This is a genomic window from Bradyrhizobium sp. I1.14.4 (assembly GCF_050435825.1).
GTDB lineage: Bacteria > Pseudomonadota > Alphaproteobacteria > Rhizobiales > Xanthobacteraceae > Bradyrhizobium.
The window spans coordinates 156,587-175,046 of the sequence record NZ_JBNDLA010000002.1 but is presented as its reverse complement, the minus strand read 5'-3'; the positions used below and the strand labels follow the sequence as shown (position 1 = coordinate 175,046).

27 protein-coding genes and 1 pseudogene are annotated in these 18,460 nt (G+C 62.0%); 11 read left to right on the top strand and 17 right to left on the bottom strand.

Annotated features, from left to right (window positions below):
- Positions 1-6: 6 nt before the first annotated feature.
- The 4 genes from ABIB78_RS04525 to ABIB78_RS04510 all read right to left on the bottom strand — a co-directional run bounded on the left by ABIB78_RS04525 (position 7) and on the right by ABIB78_RS04510 (position 2,374).
- A complete protein-coding gene (locus tag ABIB78_RS04525; protein WP_429021942.1) occupies positions 7-693 on the bottom strand; it encodes a gluconate 2-dehydrogenase subunit 3 family protein in 687 nt (228 codons plus the stop codon).
- Positions 694-864: 171 nt separating this feature from the next.
- Positions 865-1,473 (bottom strand): cysteine hydrolase family protein, encoded by a 609-nt coding sequence (locus ABIB78_RS04520; RefSeq protein WP_429021939.1) that lies wholly within the window; start codon positions 1,471-1,473, stop codon positions 865-867.
- A gap of 3 nt (positions 1,474-1,476) precedes the next feature.
- Complete coding sequence (locus tag ABIB78_RS04515; protein WP_429021936.1) at positions 1,477-2,037, bottom strand: phosphatase PAP2 family protein; 561 nt, start codon at positions 2,035-2,037, stop codon at positions 1,477-1,479.
- 133 nt (positions 2,038-2,170) lie between these two features.
- Positions 2,171-2,374 (bottom strand): CsbD family protein, encoded by a 204-nt coding sequence (locus ABIB78_RS04510; protein WP_050420890.1) that lies wholly within the window; start codon positions 2,372-2,374, stop codon positions 2,171-2,173.
- A 172-nt stretch (positions 2,375-2,546) separates the two neighbouring features.
- On the opposite strand from ABIB78_RS04510, the gene ABIB78_RS04505 reads away from it, so the two are divergent.
- From ABIB78_RS04505 to ABIB78_RS04495, 3 genes are all read left to right on the top strand, one after another.
- Complete coding sequence (locus ABIB78_RS04505; RefSeq protein ID WP_429021934.1) at positions 2,547-3,035, top strand: ferritin-like domain-containing protein; 489 nt, start codon at positions 2,547-2,549, stop codon at positions 3,033-3,035.
- A gap of 11 nt (positions 3,036-3,046) precedes the next feature.
- Positions 3,047-3,583 (top strand): DUF4142 domain-containing protein, encoded by a 537-nt coding sequence (locus ABIB78_RS04500; RefSeq protein ID WP_429021932.1) that lies wholly within the window; start codon positions 3,047-3,049, stop codon positions 3,581-3,583.
- Positions 3,584-3,760: 177 nt separating this feature from the next.
- A complete protein-coding gene (locus ABIB78_RS04495; protein WP_429021929.1) occupies positions 3,761-4,894 on the top strand; it encodes an MFS transporter in 1,134 nt (377 codons plus the stop codon).
- A gap of 20 nt (positions 4,895-4,914) precedes the next feature.
- On the opposite strand, the gene ABIB78_RS04490 is transcribed toward ABIB78_RS04495, so the two are convergent.
- Complete coding sequence (locus ABIB78_RS04490; protein WP_429021928.1) at positions 4,915-5,307, bottom strand: VOC family protein; 393 nt, start codon at positions 5,305-5,307, stop codon at positions 4,915-4,917.
- 173 nt (positions 5,308-5,480) lie between these two features.
- Between ABIB78_RS04490 and ABIB78_RS04485 the strand changes: the two genes are divergently transcribed.
- The 4 genes from ABIB78_RS04485 to ABIB78_RS04470 all read left to right on the top strand — a co-directional run bounded on the left by ABIB78_RS04485 (position 5,481) and on the right by ABIB78_RS04470 (position 9,553).
- A complete protein-coding gene (locus ABIB78_RS04485; RefSeq protein ID WP_429021926.1) occupies positions 5,481-7,268 on the top strand; it encodes a thiamine pyrophosphate-requiring protein in 1,788 nt (595 codons plus the stop codon).
- A gap of 163 nt (positions 7,269-7,431) precedes the next feature.
- A complete protein-coding gene (locus ABIB78_RS04480; protein ID WP_429021924.1) occupies positions 7,432-8,184 on the top strand; it encodes a DUF72 domain-containing protein in 753 nt (250 codons plus the stop codon).
- Positions 8,185-8,336: 152 nt separating this feature from the next.
- On the top strand, positions 8,337-9,044 hold the full coding sequence (locus ABIB78_RS04475) for an MgtC/SapB family protein (protein WP_429021921.1): 708 nt from the start codon (positions 8,337-8,339) through the stop codon (positions 9,042-9,044).
- Between the two features lie 77 nt (positions 9,045-9,121).
- A complete protein-coding gene (locus tag ABIB78_RS04470; protein WP_429021918.1) occupies positions 9,122-9,553 on the top strand; it encodes a CBS domain-containing protein in 432 nt (143 codons plus the stop codon).
- A 216-nt stretch (positions 9,554-9,769) separates the two neighbouring features.
- Here ABIB78_RS04470 and ABIB78_RS04465 read toward each other — a convergent pair whose 3' ends face one another.
- From ABIB78_RS04465 to ABIB78_RS04450, 4 genes are all read right to left on the bottom strand, one after another.
- Positions 9,770-9,925 (bottom strand): hypothetical protein, encoded by a 156-nt coding sequence (locus ABIB78_RS04465; RefSeq protein WP_429021916.1) that lies wholly within the window; start codon positions 9,923-9,925, stop codon positions 9,770-9,772.
- Positions 9,926-9,933: 8 nt separating this feature from the next.
- A complete protein-coding gene (locus ABIB78_RS04460) occupies positions 9,934-10,161 on the bottom strand; it encodes a hypothetical protein (RefSeq protein WP_429021913.1) in 228 nt (75 codons plus the stop codon).
- A gap of 14 nt (positions 10,162-10,175) precedes the next feature.
- Complete coding sequence (locus ABIB78_RS04455) at positions 10,176-10,367, bottom strand: hypothetical protein (RefSeq protein WP_429021910.1); 192 nt, start codon at positions 10,365-10,367, stop codon at positions 10,176-10,178.
- A gap of 87 nt (positions 10,368-10,454) precedes the next feature.
- Positions 10,455-10,649, bottom strand: coding sequence for a hypothetical protein (locus tag ABIB78_RS04450; protein WP_429021909.1), 195 nt, complete (start codon positions 10,647-10,649; stop codon positions 10,455-10,457).
- Between the two features lie 506 nt (positions 10,650-11,155).
- Between ABIB78_RS04450 and ABIB78_RS04445 the strand changes: the two genes are divergently transcribed.
- The 4 genes from ABIB78_RS04445 (at position 11,156) to ABIB78_RS04430 (ending at position 13,525) form a co-directional block, all read left to right on the top strand.
- The gene (locus ABIB78_RS04445) at positions 11,156-11,392 is read left to right on the top strand and encodes a hypothetical protein (RefSeq protein WP_429023019.1); all 237 of its coding nucleotides are present in this window, start codon (positions 11,156-11,158) and stop codon (positions 11,390-11,392) included.
- Positions 11,304-11,630 carry a GMC oxidoreductase gene (locus ABIB78_RS04440; protein WP_429021906.1) on the top strand — a complete coding sequence of 109 codons (327 nt, stop codon included), beginning with the start codon at positions 11,304-11,306 and terminating at the stop codon, positions 11,628-11,630. Before ABIB78_RS04445 ends, ABIB78_RS04440 begins: the two co-directional genes overlap by 89 nt.
- A gap of 360 nt (positions 11,631-11,990) precedes the next feature.
- On the top strand, positions 11,991-13,181 hold the full coding sequence (locus ABIB78_RS04435) for an NADH-quinone oxidoreductase subunit D (RefSeq protein WP_429021903.1): 1,191 nt from the start codon (positions 11,991-11,993) through the stop codon (positions 13,179-13,181).
- 20 nt (positions 13,182-13,201) lie between these two features.
- Positions 13,202-13,525 carry an antibiotic biosynthesis monooxygenase family protein gene (locus ABIB78_RS04430; RefSeq protein WP_429021900.1) on the top strand — a complete coding sequence of 108 codons (324 nt, stop codon included), beginning with the start codon at positions 13,202-13,204 and terminating at the stop codon, positions 13,523-13,525.
- 102 nt (positions 13,526-13,627) lie between these two features.
- Here the strand turns inward: ABIB78_RS04430 and ABIB78_RS04425 are convergent, their stop codons facing one another.
- From ABIB78_RS04425 to ABIB78_RS04390, 8 genes and pseudogenes are all read right to left on the bottom strand, one after another.
- Positions 13,628-13,798, bottom strand: a complete 171-nt coding sequence (locus ABIB78_RS04425; RefSeq protein WP_429021898.1) for a hypothetical protein — start codon at positions 13,796-13,798, stop codon at positions 13,628-13,630.
- A gap of 18 nt (positions 13,799-13,816) precedes the next feature.
- The gene (locus tag ABIB78_RS04420) at positions 13,817-14,161 is read right to left on the bottom strand and encodes a cupin domain-containing protein (RefSeq protein WP_429021896.1); all 345 of its coding nucleotides are present in this window, start codon (positions 14,159-14,161) and stop codon (positions 13,817-13,819) included.
- 48 nt (positions 14,162-14,209) lie between these two features.
- Positions 14,210-15,504, bottom strand: a pseudogene (locus ABIB78_RS04415) (PQQ-dependent sugar dehydrogenase).
- Positions 15,505-15,554: 50 nt separating this feature from the next.
- On the bottom strand, positions 15,555-16,028 hold the full coding sequence (locus ABIB78_RS04410) for a DUF2231 domain-containing protein (protein ID WP_429021894.1): 474 nt from the start codon (positions 16,026-16,028) through the stop codon (positions 15,555-15,557).
- A gap of 94 nt (positions 16,029-16,122) precedes the next feature.
- On the bottom strand, positions 16,123-16,434 hold the full coding sequence (locus ABIB78_RS04405) for a four-helix bundle copper-binding protein (protein WP_429022991.1): 312 nt from the start codon (positions 16,432-16,434) through the stop codon (positions 16,123-16,125).
- Positions 16,435-16,462: 28 nt separating this feature from the next.
- Positions 16,463-17,023 (bottom strand): type 1 glutamine amidotransferase domain-containing protein, encoded by a 561-nt coding sequence (locus ABIB78_RS04400; protein ID WP_429021892.1) that lies wholly within the window; start codon positions 17,021-17,023, stop codon positions 16,463-16,465.
- Between the two features lie 85 nt (positions 17,024-17,108).
- Positions 17,109-17,312 carry a hypothetical protein gene (locus ABIB78_RS04395; RefSeq protein WP_429021889.1) on the bottom strand — a complete coding sequence of 68 codons (204 nt, stop codon included), beginning with the start codon at positions 17,310-17,312 and terminating at the stop codon, positions 17,109-17,111.
- A 61-nt stretch (positions 17,313-17,373) separates the two neighbouring features.
- Entirely contained in the window at positions 17,374-18,459 is a 1,086-nt protein-coding gene (locus ABIB78_RS04390) for a YihY/virulence factor BrkB family protein (RefSeq protein ID WP_429021886.1), read from the bottom strand.
- Position 18,460: the final 1 nt, after the last annotated feature.

Genomic DNA, 18,460 nt, shown 5'->3' with positions numbered 1-18,460 from the left:
TGGTGCTCACGATTTTGCAGGGGTCCAGTCGGCGCGGCCGGCGATGCTGACCGGTGGATAGGGATAGCGTTCGTTGTGCCGCTGCACCCAATCGCGGTAGTCGTAGCGAATGCCGGGGAAGCCGATCATCTTCCAGCCAACCATGTCGCGGTTGCCGCCATGGATCGGATCCGAGAAGAAGCCTTCCGGAACGTCCTTCAACAGCGCATCGAAAAACCCCTGCGCTTCGACGCCGTCGAATTTGGCCTCGCCGGCCTCGACCTTCTTGAGCACCACGTCCTGCTCGTCGGCGCTCAACTCGGCAAATGGCTTGTCGCTGTGGTTCGAGCGGCAGAAGGCGTCGAGGCCGGCAAGCCCCTTTCGATAAAGCTCTGCATGCGAGATCGGCGATTGGGGCCCCTGCTCTTTGGTGCCCTTGATGTAGGGACCGAGCGTGTACAGACCCTCATTGACGCCGTACGCGCCCTTGAGCTGCCGATCGATAAACACGGCACACCCGGCGTCCTTGCCGCCTGGCGTCTCGGGGTCAGGAGGGATGATCCGGTCGACGATCGCTTCCATCGCGCGCGCCTCGTCCGCCGTGAAGAACTGCCAGGGACCCAGCCGCTCGATCTCCGGCGTCGAGGTCGGGTATGGAGCCCACGGCATATGATCGTGGATCAGGGCCGCTCGGCTCAGCGATGTCGTGCTCACCAAGGAGACTGCAAGCGAAAGCAGGAATGATCGACGCCGCATGGGAAACCTATCGCCCCCTTCCCGGCAACGTGCGTCGCTTGCAGTGGTTCCTATGGCGCGGCTGTCTCAGGGTGATGCCTTCGAACCATGCGAGTTGCGGAGGCCCAGGCGTCGACCGCGCGCCCGACCTCAGTCGTCGAGCCTCCACATCCGCAGGATATCGGTTGTGGACGTCACCTCGATCTGGAGGCTGAATCGTTCGGCATAAAGCCGCAACAGCGCGTCGTGGCTCCGATCGGATGAGCTGCACAGCGCGTCCTCGGCCACGATCACGCGATAGCCGATATCGACCGCCGCGAGCACGGTAGCGAGTACGCACACGTCGGTCTCGCCACCGGAGACAATGATCGTATCCACTCCAAGCGTATGCAAATGGGCATGCAGGCGGCCATTGCCGAATGCGTTGTAGACTTGTCGGTCGACAACGGCAGCCGGCGGGACATAGGCGGCGAGTGCCGGCACGAGCTCAAGCAGCCCCGGATCGAGCTGCTCGCGGGTGACGCATTCCCATTTCTCATAATAGGCACGCCATATCCCGCGCGCGTCATGCTTGGAGCGCGGAGGAATGAAGCGGGTGAACACGGCACGTTCAGGTGCATGTCGTGCCAATTCGACGATCCACGGCAGCACGCGGTTCATCCAAGGTGTTGCCCACGGTGCGCCAGGCTCGAATAGCCGCTGCATGTCGATGCAGAGATGCACCGCATGCGGACCTGGTTGGCTGTGAAGCTGCCCCATCGATCACACTCGCTTGCGGCGGCCATACCCGGTGGCGCGCCGGATCAGCCGCTCAAGCACCACCCCGATCGCCGACCCCACGACGACATCACTCGCCCAGTGCGCCAGCAGCAGCACGCGCGTCGATATCAGGCACGCTCCGATCACTCGAACCATTCGGCGCTGCCCCTCCGGAAGCTGGCTCGCGGCCGAGCTGATGGCGCCGACCTGAATGGCGTGGCCGGACGGAAACGCATCCTTCGCCCTTCCGGAGATGGGAATGCCGTGCAGATGCCCGAGAACGGTGAGCCGGTCAGGCCGCTCCTGGTCGAAGACCGATTTGAGCAGATGTGGAACGAGCGACGCGGCCAGCGCCGTGATCAGAAGATGGTCGCTCGCCAGGCACTGCGGCTCGGGCTTGCGGCGGCACCACAACCACCACCCCAGTGTCAGGGCACAAACCACGTGCTCATCGGCCACCCATGTCAGGATAGATGCGGCGCGCTCGGCCGGCGGCGTCGTGTTGCGCGAGACGGCGCGCGCAATCGCGATATCGGGCTTGGTCGGTCGGACCGTGATCGGCATTGATATCCACGGCTGAATTGATATCCACGGCTGAAGCGACAACAGCATTTTCCAACGTCTCGTATCGGCGTCCGTTCCAAACCGCACAAAGCAAAAGGCCCCGCTAAGGGCGGGGCCTGCTGCGCGGTCTCGCTTACCATTTCTGGCGGCCGTACCAGTCGTTCACTTCCTTCGCGGCCTGGTCCTTGGCATAACCGTAGCGTTGCTGCAGACGGCCCTCGAGCTGATCTTGCTTGCCCGCGATCACGTCGAGGTCGTCGTCGGTGAGCTTGCCCCATTGCTCCTTGACCTTGCCCTTCATCTGCTTCCAGTTGCCTTCGACACGATTCCAGTCCATCGCGATTCTCCGTTTGAAAGGTGAGACCGTCCAACGGATGCGCAGACGCTTCGTTCCTTGATAGCCTTGCGGCAAAGCTGCGCAGCCGCCGGTGACCTACGTGCATCGCAGATAGGAACGAGGAGCCGGAGCGCAGGTTGTGGGTGCATATCAACCCGCACGGAGCAACCCGATGCCGGAGAAAGACCTCAGTGCCCTCTTCCTCGATACCCTCAAGGACATCTACTACGCTGAAAAGCAGATCCTCAAGGCGCTCCCGCGCATGGCCAAGGCCGCCGGCTCCGACCAGCTGCGTGCCGTCTTCGAGAAGCATCACGACGAGACCGAAGGCCAGATCGATCGGCTCGAGCAGATCTTTGATCTGATCGGTAAGCCGGCGCGCGGCAAGAAGTGCGACGCCATCGAGGGGATCCTCGACGAAGGCAAGGAGATCATGGAGGAGTATGCCGACACGCCAGCGCTAGATCCGGGCCTGGTCTCCGCGGCCCAGGCGGTCGAGCATTACGAGATCGCCCGCTACGGCACGCTAAAGGCATGGGCGGCCCGGCTCAGCATGAAGGACGCCGTCAAGCTGATCGACCAGACCCTGGCCGAGGAAAAGAAAACGGACGAAACGCTGACCGAGCTCGCCGTCAGCGCCATCAACGCCGAAGCGGCCTGAGGAGACGCGCGATGAAGGGAACCGTTCTGGCAATTACCATCAGCTGTGTGCTGGCTTCGCCCGCACTAGCCCAATCGGTGAGTGAGAAGACCGGCGTTAATTCCGTACTTGGCGTCGCGCCGAAGACCGAGGACTTCATCAAGGAAGCCGCAACCAGCGACATGCTGGAGATTGAGGCGGCCAAGATCGCCCAGCAGAAAGGCAATGCGGCGGAGAAGAAATTCGCCGATCAGATGGTGACTGACCATACCAAGACCAGTACAGAGCTTAAGGCGATGGTCAGCGGCGAGATGAAGTCGGTGCTGCCGACCGGGCTGGACGACAGTTCCCAGAAGAAGCTCGACGTCCTGCGCAACACCAAGGTAGACGATTTCGCCAGCGAATACGATCCGATGCAGGTCAGCGCCCACAAGGACGCGGTCTCGCTGTTCGAACGCTACGCCAAGGGCGGCGACGATCCGAAGCTGAAGGATTGGGCCGGCAAGACACTGCCGGCGCTGCAGCACCATCTCGCAATGGCGCAGGACCTCGACAGGGACCGAAAGTAGCGATCGACCGCCGGCAGCCGCCGATCCGGCTGCCGGCGGCTGGAGCCTGGAACGAACGGTCCGATCGTGGATGGCCCGCTAATCCGGCTTTATGAGGCAATTCGAATGGCGCATTTCGCCGCCGTGCGCAACCATCGGTTGGAACTTCGGAATACAGCTGCACTAACCGTGGTCGGGATGCTGCTTGCCACGGCCTTCGGCCTCAGCACCCTGATCACGCCGCTGTACCTGATCTATCAGAAGGCATTTGGCTTCTCGCAGATCACCCTGACACTGATCTATGCGGTCTATGCGATCGGCAATATCGCAGCGTTGCTGCTGTTCGGCAGCGCATCCGACCGCGCCGGCCGGCGGGCCACGGCACTATCAGCGATCGCGGTCCTGATCGGCGCAGCCTTGGTGCTCCTGTTCGCCCGCGGTACCGCCTGGCTCTATGCCGGCCGCATCCTCAGCGGTCTCGGCGTCGGGCTTGCCAGCGGCACCGGCAATGCCTGGCTCGCCGAGCTGGTCGGCGAAGCCGACAAGGGACGCGCGGCCATCATCGGCACCAGCACCAATTTCCTTGGTCTCGGTGTCGCGGCGGTGCTGTCGGGGCTGCTCGCGCAATATGCGCCATGGCCGCTGCAGCTGTCGTTTGTGGTCTATCTAGTTATCGCGTGCGCGGTCGCCGGGCTGATCTGGTTCACCCGGGAAACCGTGCAACATCCGGATCGTGGGCAGATCGAGATTCAACCGAAACTGGCTTTGCCGCGTAAGATCCAAGCCCAATTCGTAGCTCCTGCCATCACCGGCTTCGGCTTGATGGCACTGGTCGGCTTCTATGCCTCGTTGATGCCGTCGATCCTGTTGCACGACCTTCGCATCGAAAACCGTGCCGCCGGCGGAGCGCTGCTGTTCGAGCTCGCCCTCGTTGTCGCGCTGGTCATCGTAGCGACGCAGATGCTCGCCAGTCGAACCTCGATGCTGTGGTCGCTGGCGCTGATGATCCCCGCAGCCGCGGCAATCGTCGTCGCGCAGGTTTCGGCGTCTCTTTGGGTCATGCTGGCGGCGACGATTGTCGTCGCCGTGTCCACCGGACTCGGCTATCGCGGCAGCCTCCAGGTGGTCAACCAGATCGCACCTGCGGATCAGCGCGCCGCGGTCGTATCGACCTATTTCGTCTGCTGCTTCATCGGCAACGCGCTGCCGGTGATTGGCGTCGGCGTGCTGTCGAGCCTCACCAATACGACGGTCGCCGACATCGCGTTTGCCTGCACGATTGCAGCGTTCGCGGCGATCGCGCTGACCTTCGGCCTGCTCTATCAGCGTTGATCCGCTGCGATTGCGATCCGTTAGGGATTCCAGCCGCCACTGCCATAAGGACGCGTTATGATTTCGAGCAGATGACCGTTCAACTCCTCGAAGTAGAGCCCGCGTCCGCCATCGTGGTCGTTGATCTCGCTAGCTCTCTGTTGACCGGGATCCGCCCAGTAAGGCAGCTTCCGCTCACCAATGCGTTTGAAGATCGCGTCGAAGTCATCTTCGCTGACGAGGAAGGCGTAATGCTGACGCGAGAAGTCGGCTTGGGTGTCCTTATAATCAAGGTTAGCGCCGTTGGCGGTCGTCACCATCTGGAAGGGTCCCCAATGCCGTGGCGCCGGCAACCCCAACATCTCGGCCAGGAAAATAGCCGAGGCCTTGCTGTCGCGCGCCGACAGGATCGTGTGATTGAACTCGATCGCCATGATGCTCGCCCCGTGGCTTGCTCGGCACGTATGCCCGACGCGTTTGAACTCGAACGCCGCTTTGGACCGCTTGTTCCTATAGCGCGACCGAACCCGCATCGTCCGGCACATTGGAACACCTCGCGGGCCAGGCGGTTCAGGATTGCAAGCGCAACCTTATCCAGCGAGTTTTCATGCCCCAGACCGTCAGCGATTTCGTCGTCCGCCGTCTCCATGACTGGGGTGTGCGGCACATTTTCGGCTATCCCGGCGATGGCATCAACGGTGTGTTCGGCGCGCTCAATCGGGCAAAAGGCGATATCGAGTTCATCCAAGCGCGTCACGAGGAGATGGCCGCGTTCATGGCATCGGCCTACGCAAAGTTCTCCGGACGTCTCGGGGTATGCATCGCGACATCCGGCCCGGGTGCCTCGCATCTCACCACCGGCCTCTATGACGCGCTGCTGGATCACCAGCCCGTGCTCGCGCTCGTCGGTCAGCAGGCGCGCAACGCGCTGGGTGGCCAGTATCAGCAGGAGCTCGACCTGGTCTCGATGTTCAAGGACGTCGCCAGCGCCTATGTCGCCCAAGCCTCCTCGCCGGCGCAGGTTCGCCATCTGATCGACCGCGCCGCGCGTATCGCGCTGGCGCGACGTACCGTGACTGCCGTCATCCTTCCCAACGACCTTCAGGAGGAGCCTTACGACGACCCGCCCCGCGCCCATGGCACGCTGCGCTCCGGCATCGGCTACGCTCCGCCACGTGTCGTCCCGCATGAGACAGAGCTCGACCGCGCCGCCGGGGTTCTCAACGCCGGCAAAAAGGTCGCCATGCTGGTCGGCGCCGGCGCGCTTGGTGCGGCCAATGAGGTTATCGCCGTGGCGGACCGGCTATCGGCAGGGTGTGCAAAGGCGCTGCTTGGCAAGGCCGTGTTGCCAGACGATCTCCCCTGGGTCACCGGCTCGATCGGGCTACTTGGCACCGAGCCGAGCTATGACCTCATGATCGAATGCGACACGTTGCTGATGATAGGCTCCGCCTTCCCTTACGCCGAATTCCTGCCGAAGGAGGGCAGCGCCCGCGGCGTTCAGATCGACATCGACGCCAGCATGCTATCGATCCGCTTTCCGATGGAGGTGGGCCTGGTCGGCGATGCCGCCGAGACGCTGCATGCTTTGCTGCCAAGGCTGAAGCAGAAGCCCGCGGACGGCTGGCGCAACTCGATCGAGAACAACGTTCGTGAATGGTGGAAGACGCTCGAGGATCGCGCCCGACAGCCCGCCAAGCCGGTCAATCCGCAGCGCGTCACGTGGGAGTTGTCGCCCCGGATTCCTGACCGCGCCATCATCACCAGTGACTCCGGCTCCTGCGCCAACTGGTTCGCGCGGGACCTCAAGATGCGACGCGGCATCAATGCCTCGCTCTCAGGCGGCCTGGCATCGATGGGAGCAGCCGTCCCGTACGCGATCGCCGCCAAATATGCCGATCCCGACCGTCCGGTGATCGCACTGGTCGGCGACGGCGCGATGCAGATGAACAACATGGCCGAGTTGATCACGGTCGCAAAATACTGGCGACAGTGGAAGGATCATCGCTGGATCGTCTGCGTGTTCAACAACGAGGATCTCAACCAGGTGACCTGGGAGCAAAGGATCATCAACGCTGATCCGAAGTTCGATGCGTCGCAGCGCATCCCTAACGTCTCCTATTCGCGGTTCGCGGAGATGATCGGGCTATGCGGCATTTTTGTCGATCAGCCTGACCTCGTTGGACCGGCCTGGGATCAGGCATTGGCGAGCGATGTCCCCGTGGTTCTGGAGGTGAAGACCGATCCGGAGGTGCCACCGCTCCCGCCACACATCACGCTGGAGCAGGCCAAGAACTTCTCCATTGCCTTGGCTAAGGGCGACCCCAATGAGGTTGGCGTGATTCGTGGCGCCGCACGGCAGGTGCTGGAGACCATCCTTCCAGGCAAGGAGTAGACGGTCTCTGAACCATTCGCCGCGAACGAAGGCGACGCCCGCTTCTGGCGCTCGACCGCCGCTCGATGCCCGGCTGCAAAGGCTTGGCTGGCAAGCCGGCCTGTGACGCGGCGCGGGTTGCGGCGGCGTGAAAGACAGTTTGATCCAGAGCTCGGACCACAGCATGGCGCGCGTATTGATTGGCACATCCGGCTGGCACTATCCGTCCTGGCGCGGTCCGTTCTTTCCCAAGGGATTGCCGCTCAAGCGACAACTCCACTACTACGCGAGCCAGTTCCGCACTACGGAGCTCAATGGCGTCTTTTATCGCACGCCGACGGAAAAGGCGGTCACGGGCTGGCGCGCTGCCACTGACGAGGATTTCGTGTTCGCCTGGAAGGCGTCGAAGTTCATCACACACTGGAAGCGTCTCTCCGAGAATTCGGTCAACAGTCTCAAATTGCTGGAAGACCGCCGGTCACTGCTGAGCGACAAGGCCGGTCCGGTCCTGTTTCAGCTGCCACCGAATTTTTCAGTCGATGCCGACCGGCTGGCGTCGTTCCTCAAGCTGCTGAAGCGACGGCGACGCTATGCCTTCGAGTTTCGTCACCCGAGCTGGTACGAGACACGCATCCTGAAGACGCTGGCGGCGCGCAATATCGCGCTCTGCATTTCCGATCACCACGACGCGCCCGCGCCCTGGAAACGCACAGCTGATTTTGTCTATGTCCGCGGCCACGGTCCGGGCGGCCGATACCGCGGCCACTACAAGCCGGCCGAGCTCCTGGATTGGGCAAGGCGCATCCGCAGCTGGAAGCGGCAGGGATGTGACGTCTACGTCTATTTCGATAATGATCAGAAGAGCGCGGCGCCAGCCGACGCCAAGATGCTTTGCAAGTTACTCGGATCGGCCGGTCCGCGTCCGAGCGGGGCATAGGAACCAATATTTGCGTCCGGCATTGGCTCTCGAGAAAATGGAACCGATGCGGTGCCGTACGATACGCGGAAATCCACTGTCCTGAACCGCACGCTCAAGCGGCCGGGCAAGGCCCCCTGCTCCATCCACGCATCTTAGGCCCGGAGCGGGACATGCCGCTTCATCCAACCTGGACCGACATCGCCATCCGCCTCGCTTTGACAGTTCTCGCCAGCGCCATCATCGGGTTTGACCGTGGTGCCCGCGGACATGCCGCGGGCCTGCGAACCACGATCCTGGTTGGCCTCGCCGCCTCTCTCTCGATGATCCTGGCCAATCTGCTTCTCACCCTCGAAGGGAAGGATTCGGGCTCTTTCGCGGTCATGGACCTGATGCGGCTCCCGCTGGGGATCTTGACGGGTGTCGGCTTCATTGGCGGCGGCACGATCCTCAAGAAGGGCGACCTCGTCACCGGCGTGACCACTGCTGCTACACTCTGGTTGATCACCGTGATCGGCCTTTGTCTCGGCGCTGGGCAGCTCGCGCTGGGCTGCGTCGCGACCGCCATTGGGGTCGTCACCCTCGCGATCCTCAAATGGGTTGACGTGAATATCCCGCGACGCCACCGCGCGGCCCTGACCGTGAGCTGCGAAGCCAACTTCGACGTGATCGACGCGCTGCCGGCATTGATCAAGCCGCTGCACTACAAGGGCCGATTCCAGGAACAGCGACGCCACGATGGCTCGGTCAACGCAGATTATCTCTTTGAGATTTCGTGGCGACGTCCGGAAAACGCCGCTCCGCCGGTCGATCTGCTGCGTGTTGTCGAGAAACACTTTGTCGTCAGGTCGTTCGAGTTGACCACCGAGAACGGCAGGTAGCGCGGCATAAAGTTAGGAACGACGATCCTGCCCGCCTCGTTGGGCCGTTGAAAAACCAGCCAAATGGAGAGGCGATCATGAAGATATCCGACGCGATGACACCGGAGGTCCAGCTGTGCACGCCCGACGACACGCTCCGCGACGTCGCCGAAGCCATGGGAACGCTGGGGGTTGGCATGCTGCCGGTTGCCGACAATGATCGCCTGGTCGGGATGATTACGGACCGCGACATCGCGGTTCGTGGCATCGGCATGGGCCGAGGTCCGGAGTCACGGATCGGCGACATCATGACCACCGAGGTGAAATATTGTTTCGAGGATCAGGAGATCGAAGATATCGCCCAAAACATGGGGGCGATCCAGGTTCGCCGCCTGCCCGTGCTGGATCGGGACAAGCGCCTCGTCGGCATCATTGCACTTGGGGATATCGCCCAGATCCAGCCGAACGATGGCACGGGCGCGGCTCTGAGCCAGATCTCAAGACCGACGACCCAACACGCGCAACTCTAGATTCCGGATTTGCGCCCCGCTTCGCGTGGCTTTTGCCCGCGGAGCGGGCGCGGAAGGTGAGCCAATGGCCGACTACGTACCGTGGATCGCGATTGCCGCCGCGATCATCGCGCTGATCGTCATTGTGCTGCTCTGGCGCGCCAACTATGTCAGCTCAGATTGAGTTGAACTGACCAGACCGCCCTTAGCCAAGACGGCCACGGCCTGCGTACGGCATCACGTCTCGTTCCGCTCATATCGCTTGCGAACGATCTCATCACCTCTCTGCACCGCCCGCTTATTGCGGAAGTGATGTTGCAGCACCGCGAAAATCAAGGCCGTCAGGAGTATGAGCGCTCCGATGCCGTAGATAATTTCCAAGCCCATATCCATCGGATTCCTCACCCGCTCTTCTCGGCACTGTCGATGCTCTCGCGGTGAATTTCCCGTGCGTCGATACCAATGACGGAGACAAAGTAGCCACGCCCCAAATATTCCTGGCGGGTCTCGGCCAGGTCGATGGCTAGGCGTTTTGCGATCGCAATCGCTTGGTCACGATCGTCGACCGGCTGGCCGGTCTGGTCGATCACACGCTTGTCGTTGACGATCGCGAAGTGAAAGGCAGCCATCGTATCCTCGCCGATTAATGCGTGTTCGATTCATGCCACTTTTCCAGGTCCGGCTTATCGTCTCCGGAGCGCTTCGCGTCGCCGGTGCGCGCGTGTCCGGAGCGCTGCTCCTTCTCGGGATTGCCCTTCCAGGGCTTGTCGGTTTGCGCATGCGACCCCCAGTCGCTCGAACGGCCGGAATCCGGCGTCACGGGTTTTCTGTTCATATCGATCTCCTTGGGAACACAAGCGCAGGCGCGGCGATGGGTTCCTAAGTCGCTCCCGTCATGGACCACCCGCAACCGAGTCTGCGATCACCGTGACCAAGCATCCAGATCGATCGTGCCGTTGACCGCCAGTTCCCCGGCATCCGGCACGCGAAGCAGATCCGGCCGGCCGGCCGCCTGCCGCTTCAATTCGCCGGTGATCGCTTCCCATGGCTGGTTAGGAACACGTGCCGAAATTGCCGGTTGGCCTTTCGGCAATGAAAACCGAAAGGAGAACCGCATGAACCTATTGCACAAAGGGCTAACAATCGCTGCGATCGGCGCCGGGGCTTTGTCGGCGTCCGCGATGAGCGCATCGGCCGCCGTCGTCTGCAGCGGGAACGTATGCTGGCACACCCACGAGCGATATACCTATCCGTCGACAGCCGGCGTGGTCGTTCATGACGATGACTGGCGATGGGGTCCCAACGAGCACTACGTTTTTCGCGAGCACGAGGGACGAGGCTATTGGCGCGGCGACACTTGGGAGGAATGGTAGACCCAGGCACGGACATCGCTTTGGAGGCCACTCCACCCGTGGCCTCCTTGCCCTGCTTGAGCAAAACCCGGCTCGATCCCCAAGGTGGATCAATGTCGCAAGTTGCAAGGTGTCGATCGTTCGTGCGTCCTCCGCTGCGGCGCAAACCTCGATCGGTAGCCGACCGCTATCGGACCCTTGCGCGCTCTCGGAGTCCGCTGAATTTGGATGAGGGATTGAAAATGTCAGTCTGAATGACGATATAATGTTCTTGACGGAGAGCGCAGCGGAAATTGCGCTCGAATATCTCGATCGCGCGGGCGCAATCGATGACTACACCGAGACGCGCGCGCTCGTCGTCAACAACCTGCAGTTCTTGATCGCGCAAGGTCAGCGCAACAAGCTGCTGCTCGCAAATCGTGCCATCGCAGCCTACCAACGTTATCGAGATTCGCGAACGATCGAACTGTCGCCGGGCTCTGGACCAGCGCGAACGGCTAGAGCCTGATGGCCGCGATGTTCTCTGCTCGAAACTCGACACCTACCATCACGGATCCGGAACTGCGCCGATGGGTGGCGATGCCGACGCCTCCGCTGTCGTGGACGGCGGCGGAGCGGTTCGGCGCGTGCAAAGTCTGAGGGTTGTTGATGCTTCGACTTTTCCGGAGATCCCATCGACGCCGACCAACCTCACCGTGATTATGCTCGCGGAGCGAATGGCAAGAGCGATCATCGCAACACGATGACGAATGCAGATGCGAGCGGATGGCAAGATCCGGAATTGAAGGGTTGCGCTTACTTACAGACGATAACTTGATCGCGCAAAGAGCGGGCCCCACGAACCATTGAACCTTGCTTCCCTCCCGCAAGGTTGAATAAGGCGGGAAGGAATTTAGGAACGATCGCGGTTTGGACCGCGTTCGACCAGTCGATGAGCGCCTCCTCGGACGAGGTCGAGTTGCGCTGCGCAACGCGCATCTGACGCGAGGGACGCGTGTGCGGATGTCCAGCGGCGTCAGCCACAATGGGCTGCGCGGCAGTCGCTCACACAGAATCAAGGCTACGCCGGCCCCCGAACCCCGGGCGCGCCGCAACGTGAGTTCACCATGGCGGAAGCAGGCCTTCGGAATTTCACCATCAATTTCGGTCCGCAACATCCCGCGGCCCACGGAGTGCTTCGTCTCGTGCTGGAACTCGACGGCGAGGTCGTCCGTCGCGTCGATCCTCATATCGGCCTGCTCCATCGCGGCACTGAAAAGTTGATCGAGCACAAGACCTATCTGCAGGCGATCGGCTACTTCGACCGGCTCGATTACGTCGCGCCGATGAACCAGGAGCATGCGTTCTGTCTCGCGGCAGAGAGGTTGCTCGGAATCGAAGTGCCGCGGCGCGGGCAATTGATCCGCGTGCTTTACTGTGAAATCGGACGCTTGCTTTCGCATCTTCTCAACATCACGACCCAGGCGATGGACGTCGGAGCGCTTACACCACCGTTATGGGGATTCGAAGAGCGTGAAAAGCTCATGGTATTCTACGAACGCGCATCCGGCGCTCGCATGCACGCAAACTACTTCCGGATCGGCGGCGTGCATCAAGACCTTCCGCTGAAGCTGATCGACGACATCGACGCATTCTGCGATCCGTTCCTTCGCGTGGTGGACGATCTGGACCGGCTGCTGACGCCAAGCCGCATCTTCAAGCAACGTAATGTCGACGTCGGAACGGTAACGCTGGAACAAGCCTGGGGGTTGGGCTTTTCCGGCGTCATGGTGCGGGGCTCCGGCGCAGCATGGGATCTGCGCAAGGCTCAGCCTTACGAGTGCTATCCGGAGATGGATTTCGACATTCCTGTCGGCAAGAACGGCGACTGCTACGATCGCTATCTGATCCGCATGGAAGAAATGCGCCAGTCGGTGCGCATCATGCGACAGTGCATCGCAAGACTCCGGGCTCCCGACGGACAGGGGCCGGTCGCCGCGGAAGACAACAAGGTCTTTCCCCCTCGCCGCGGAGAGATGAAACGCTCGATGGAGGCCTTAATTCATCACTTCAAGCTCTACACGGAGGGCTTCCGCGTCCCTGCCGGCGAGATTTACGCCGCGGTGGAAGCCCCCAAGGGCGAATTTGGCGTCTATTTGGTCTCCGACGGCACGAACCAGCCTTACAAATGCAAGATCCGCGCTCCCTCATTCGCGCATCTGCAAGCGATGGACTTTCTCAGCCGCGGCCATTTGCTGGCAGACGTCTCGGCTATCATCGGCTCGCTGGACATCGTGTTTGGAGAGATCGATCGATAATGTCGTGAAAGGAGATCGTCATGCCGCAGAACCAAGCCGGCCAACAGCCAGTCACCCAAATTACCATCATCGAGGCAGAACCGGGCAAACAGACCGAAGCCTTGTCGCTCATGAAAGAGCGAGCCAAATTCATGCGGGGTCAACCGGGGTTCATTTCGATCAGCCTGCATCGCAGTCTCGATGGTCGTCGTATCGTGAATTACATTCAATGGAAAAGCCGCGACCAGTTGCAGGCCGCGCACCGATCCCCAGAGTTTCGCAAGGCGTGGGGCCAGTTCGAACGGCTAACCGACGACATCGATCCTCATCTGTACGAGGTCGCCGAGTTTCTCACTGACAAATAGCAAGGCGATGCCTGCTGAGCGCGGCTAAAACGCTAGGCGCGGCTTGCCGCAAGAGCGCAGACGCGGCGATGGGTTCGTAGGTCGGGTTCCTAAGTCGCTCCCTCAGGGGCCACCCGCAACCGAGCCCGCGATCACCATGACCAGCGCATCCAGATCGATCGTGCCGTTGACCACCAGTTCCCCAGCATCCTGTACGCGAAGCAGATCCGGCCGGTTGGCCGCCTGCCGCTTCAATTCGCCGGTGATCGCTTCCCTGAGCTTTTCCTCGAGCATGTTCGACACTGTCTGCCTCTAGGATTGGACCTCGTCGCGGCCATGCACCTGCGCCGGCGGCGCGGTGGCTTCGACCGCGGTGAACGGTTCGAGAATGCGATATCGGTGCTGCGCTCCTGCAGGCACGAGCCAGGAATCGCCCGGCTGCAGGCGGATGGTTTGTCCCTCCAGGGTCAATTCGGCGCTACCGCTGATGACATATCCAACCGTCTCGTAGTCGCGCTGATCGGAAACGCCTGGTTGCGGCTGTTCGCTGTCCCAGAGCCGCATCGCAACCCGCTTGCCCGACACCAGATAGATCTGGCCCATAGTCCCCTTCGGGGACGTGCTGACGGAAACTTTCTTGATCGTGCTATCGTTCATGGTGTTCTCCAATCGCTTGCAGGTGCGGGCGAGACCGCCGATGAGCGGTCAGAGCCGCCCCGAGCCGGTCACGCGCCACACCGTATTGCCGACGTCATCCGCGATCAGCAGCGCGCCGGATTTGTCGATCGCCAATCCAACCGGCCGGCCGCGGGACTTCTCCTCCTCGCTCAGGAATCCGGTGACGACGTCCTGCGCCGGCCCGTTCGGATGGCCGTCTGCGAACGGCACGTAGACGACCTTGTAGCCATTGAGCTGCGGCCGGTTCCAGCTGCCGTGCTCGCCGATGAAGGCGCCGTCCCGGTAGGACGACGGCAGGCTATCGCCGGTGTAGAAGGCAAGCCCGAGCGGCGCGACGTGCGAGCTCAACGCATAGTCCGGAACGGTTGCCTTCGCGACCAGATCCGGCCGCGGCGGCTGCACCCGGGGATCGACGTTCTGGCCGAAATAGCTGTAGGGCCAGCCGTAGAAGCCGCCATCCTTCACCGACGTCAGATAGTCGGGCACCAGGTTGGAGCCGATCTCATCGCGCTCGTTGACCACGGTCCACAGCGCCTGGCTCTGCGGCTCGAAGGTCAGGCCGTTGGGGTTTTACGCAGCCCGCTGGCGAAAATCCGCCAACGGCCGGTGGCGCGGTCGACCTCGAGGATCGCGGCGCGGTTCTTTTCCGCCTCGATGCCATTCTCGGTGATGTTGCTGTTGGAGCCGACACCGACATAAAGCAGCGTCCCATCCGGGCTTGCCACCAGGCTCTTGGTCCAATGATGGTCGATCGGCCCGCCGGGCAGCTGGGTCAAGGTCTGACCCGGCTCGGTGATCTTGGTCTCGCCTTCGTGATAGGGGTATCGAACGATGGCATCGGTGTTCGCGACGTAGAGATCGTTGCCGACCAGCGCGACACCGAACGGCGAATGAAGATGGTCGAGGAAGGTGCTCTGCATCTCAGGCTTGCCGTCGCCGTTGGCGTCGCGCAGCAACGTGATGCGGTTGCTTTCGCCGGTATCGCCGCCGGAGGTCGCCCACGACTCCACCCATTTCATGATGAAGTCCTTTGGCCGCTTGATCGGCTCGGTCCCCGGCGCCTTGGATTCGACGACCAGGATGTCGCCGTTGGGAAGCACGTAGATCGAGCGTGGGTGCTGCAAGCCAGTCGCGAGCGCATTGATCTGCGGGCTGTCCGGTACCCTGGGTTTCTCGCCCTGCTTCCAGCCAACCACGGAGGCCACGTGCATGGGCGGCATCAGATACTGCTCCAGCGCCGGCAAATCGGGACGCGCGCCGATCTGGGTTTTCGGGTCTGGCGCTGTCTCCTTGCTGCACCCTGCAACGCACATTGCAGCCATTAGTGCTACCGCGAGTCTGCCAACGCCGTTGTGTGTCAGATCAATCTGCATCACTCTGCCACTCCGACTCGATGACGATAGACCATGGCCCAGCCAAGCCAGCCCGTGCACAGCATGACGAGCACCGTCAGTACCGACAGCACCAGTCCCGTGGGCACCACGGAGGTCCAGGCGTCGCGGCTGTGGATGAAGGCGTTGAACAGCGCGAGCAGCATCACGATCACGTTGCCGATCATGTGAAGCCAGGCATATGTCAGTCCGCGGATCAGGCGACTGCTCAGGAAGTCGATCAGGCCGGCGCTAGCGGCAAGGCCGCCCATGATCAGCCCCGCGAACAACAGCCAGGCGGAAAAATTGGCCCATTGCATCTCGGCCGTGTGCCAGTAGGCAATATCGGTCACCAACGCGCCGACGAAGCAGGCGATCGGAAACGGCACCAACATCGGATGGATGGGGTGCGTGCCAACCCTCGCCGTCGAGGCCGGATTGAGCGAATGCGCTGTGACTGTGACGACCTCTTGCATTGACGTGCCTCCGAAAAGGCCTCAACGGCGTGTTCGGAGCGATGTTCCTAAGCGCAGCCGGCTGGCGCGATCGCTGCGAGAGAAAGACCGACGGTCAGGCCGCCATCTTCCGGCAGGATTCCGCGCACGCACGGCACGTCGCCACGCACTCGTCCATACCGCCGACGCGCTCGCAATCTTCGGCGCATTCGCCACAAATCTCCGCACATTCGCGGCAGGTGTGCTTGTGGTGCGGGGTGTTGATCAACATGAAGTGGGCCGCCGTCCGGCACATTTCCGCGCAGGCCATCATGAGCCGGAAATGAGCTGGCTCGACATGCTTGCCGCCAGTGACGAGGCAGTGGTTCATCGCGGTCGCGAGACAGGTTTTGTAACAGGATAGACAGGTCTCGATGCATCGGTCCATCTCTTGCGAAAATGCCACGGCTGCCTCCTCACGCCGCACTACGCTTGGTATGCCGTCCTTCCCTTACCTCCTCGATGATCTTGGCGCTGAAGGCCTCGAGATCCCCGGGGTTTCGGGATGTGATGACTCCCTGATCGACGACGGCCTCGGCGTCCTGCCAGGTCGCCCCGGCATTCATGACGTCGGTCTTGATCGACTTGTACGAAGTCATCTTCCGGCCCTTGGCGATCCCGGTTTCGATCAGGAGCCATGGCGCGTGGCAGACCGCGGCGACGATCTTCTTCGCGTCGAAAATATCCTTGATGAACTTCAGCGCCTTGGGCTGGACCCGCAGCAGGTCTGGATTGATCTGCCCGCCCGGCAGGACGATCGCGTCGTAATCGGCGGCGGTAGCCTGATCGAGCGTCTTGTCGACCTTGACTGGACGCCCCCAGTCCTTCTTGTCCCATCCTTTGATCTCGCCCGCGGCGAGCGACACGACGTCGACAGCGGCACCGGCCTTCTTCAGGTGATCACGCGGCACTTCAAGCTCCGACTGCTCAAAACCGTTAGTTGCGAGGATAGCGATCTTCTTGCCTTTCAAATCCATGAGCTGCTCCGTTGGCGCTTGCTTGAAGGTTCGGGATCAGCGCGATACGACGGCCACCAATCACCGACGAGCCGCCTGACAGGCACTACGCCGCCGTCAGCAGCCGTCGCAGGTAGCAGAGCCCGTCAAAGGTCAGCTTCGACTCGCTTATCTCGCCCTGCGCGACCCGCGCCTCGAGGAAGGTCTCGAGCTGGGGAAGCGCGCGATCGAACTTGTCCGCGATGCCTGTCAGCTCGCAGGTTTCCTTGATCCGCTCGATCGGTCGTTCCAGCACGTTGATCTCAACCATTCTGGCTAAGCCGCAGCCATGTCGTTGGTTCCTACACAAGGTGCCGCATACAGAGGTCCGGCTAAGGCACCTTGCCGAGCGTGTCAGCCATTCTTGCTCCGCGTGCACCCAAGGGCTTGCGACCCCCCTCGGTCGAATCGACCGCGGTCTGATGCTCGATCTCTGAGTTCAGCTCGGCGCCGCACAACACGATGATGGCGGACATCCACATCCAGGTCATCAGGCCGATGGCTGCGCCGAGGGTGCCGTATGTCGCGCTGTAGTTGCCGAAGTTCGCTAGATACCAGGAAAGCAGCGACGAACCGATCAGCCAAAGGACGGCAGCCGCGACAGCGCCGACGCTCAGCCATTGCCAGCGCGGCTCGGCCCGGCTCGGGCCATAACGGTAGAGCACGGCGAGCGCGATGAGCAGCAGCACCATCAGAATGGGCCACCGCCCGAACCGGACGATGAGTTCGGCCCGCGTACCCAGTCCTAGCTGCTGCAGCAAAAGCGGGACCACGACTACGGCACCGACCATCAGCATGATCGAAGCGAGGGCTGCGATCGTGAACGAGAGAGAGATCAGGTTGAGCTTGAGGAAGCCACGCTTTTCCTTCTCCTCGTAGACGACATTTAGCGCATCAAACACCGCTTTCATACCGGCATTGGCGCTCCAGATCGCGATCAGCAGACCAACCGCAAAGGTAAGCCCGAGCGTCGAGCTACCCTTCGCGAGCACGCGGGCAATCTGGTCCTGGACGATGGCGAATGAGCCTTCCGGCAGCATCAGCGCCAGGCTTTGCAGATTGGACGAGATCGTCGATGGATCGGCGAAAAGGCCGTAGCTCGACACCAGCGCGGTGATGGCCGGGAAGATAGCCAGCAGGCCGTAGAATACGACGCCGGCGGCGGTCGCCAGCAGCCGATCCTCGTCGATCTCCTGATAGGTACGCAGCAGAATGTCCTTCCAGCCGGCGGCCGGAATCTGCAGCGGCGTCTCGGCCAGCCGTCCGCGATCGACCGTTTCCGCCGGCGCGGGCTCGGGGCCCTGCGCTCGTTGGACCGGCGGCTCCGACCGGGACACATGTCGATAGATCGCCAGGGTCGCCAGAGCCGTTGCACCGGCAAGCATCAGGTCGTCTGACCAACTGGAGCGCGGCGCCATC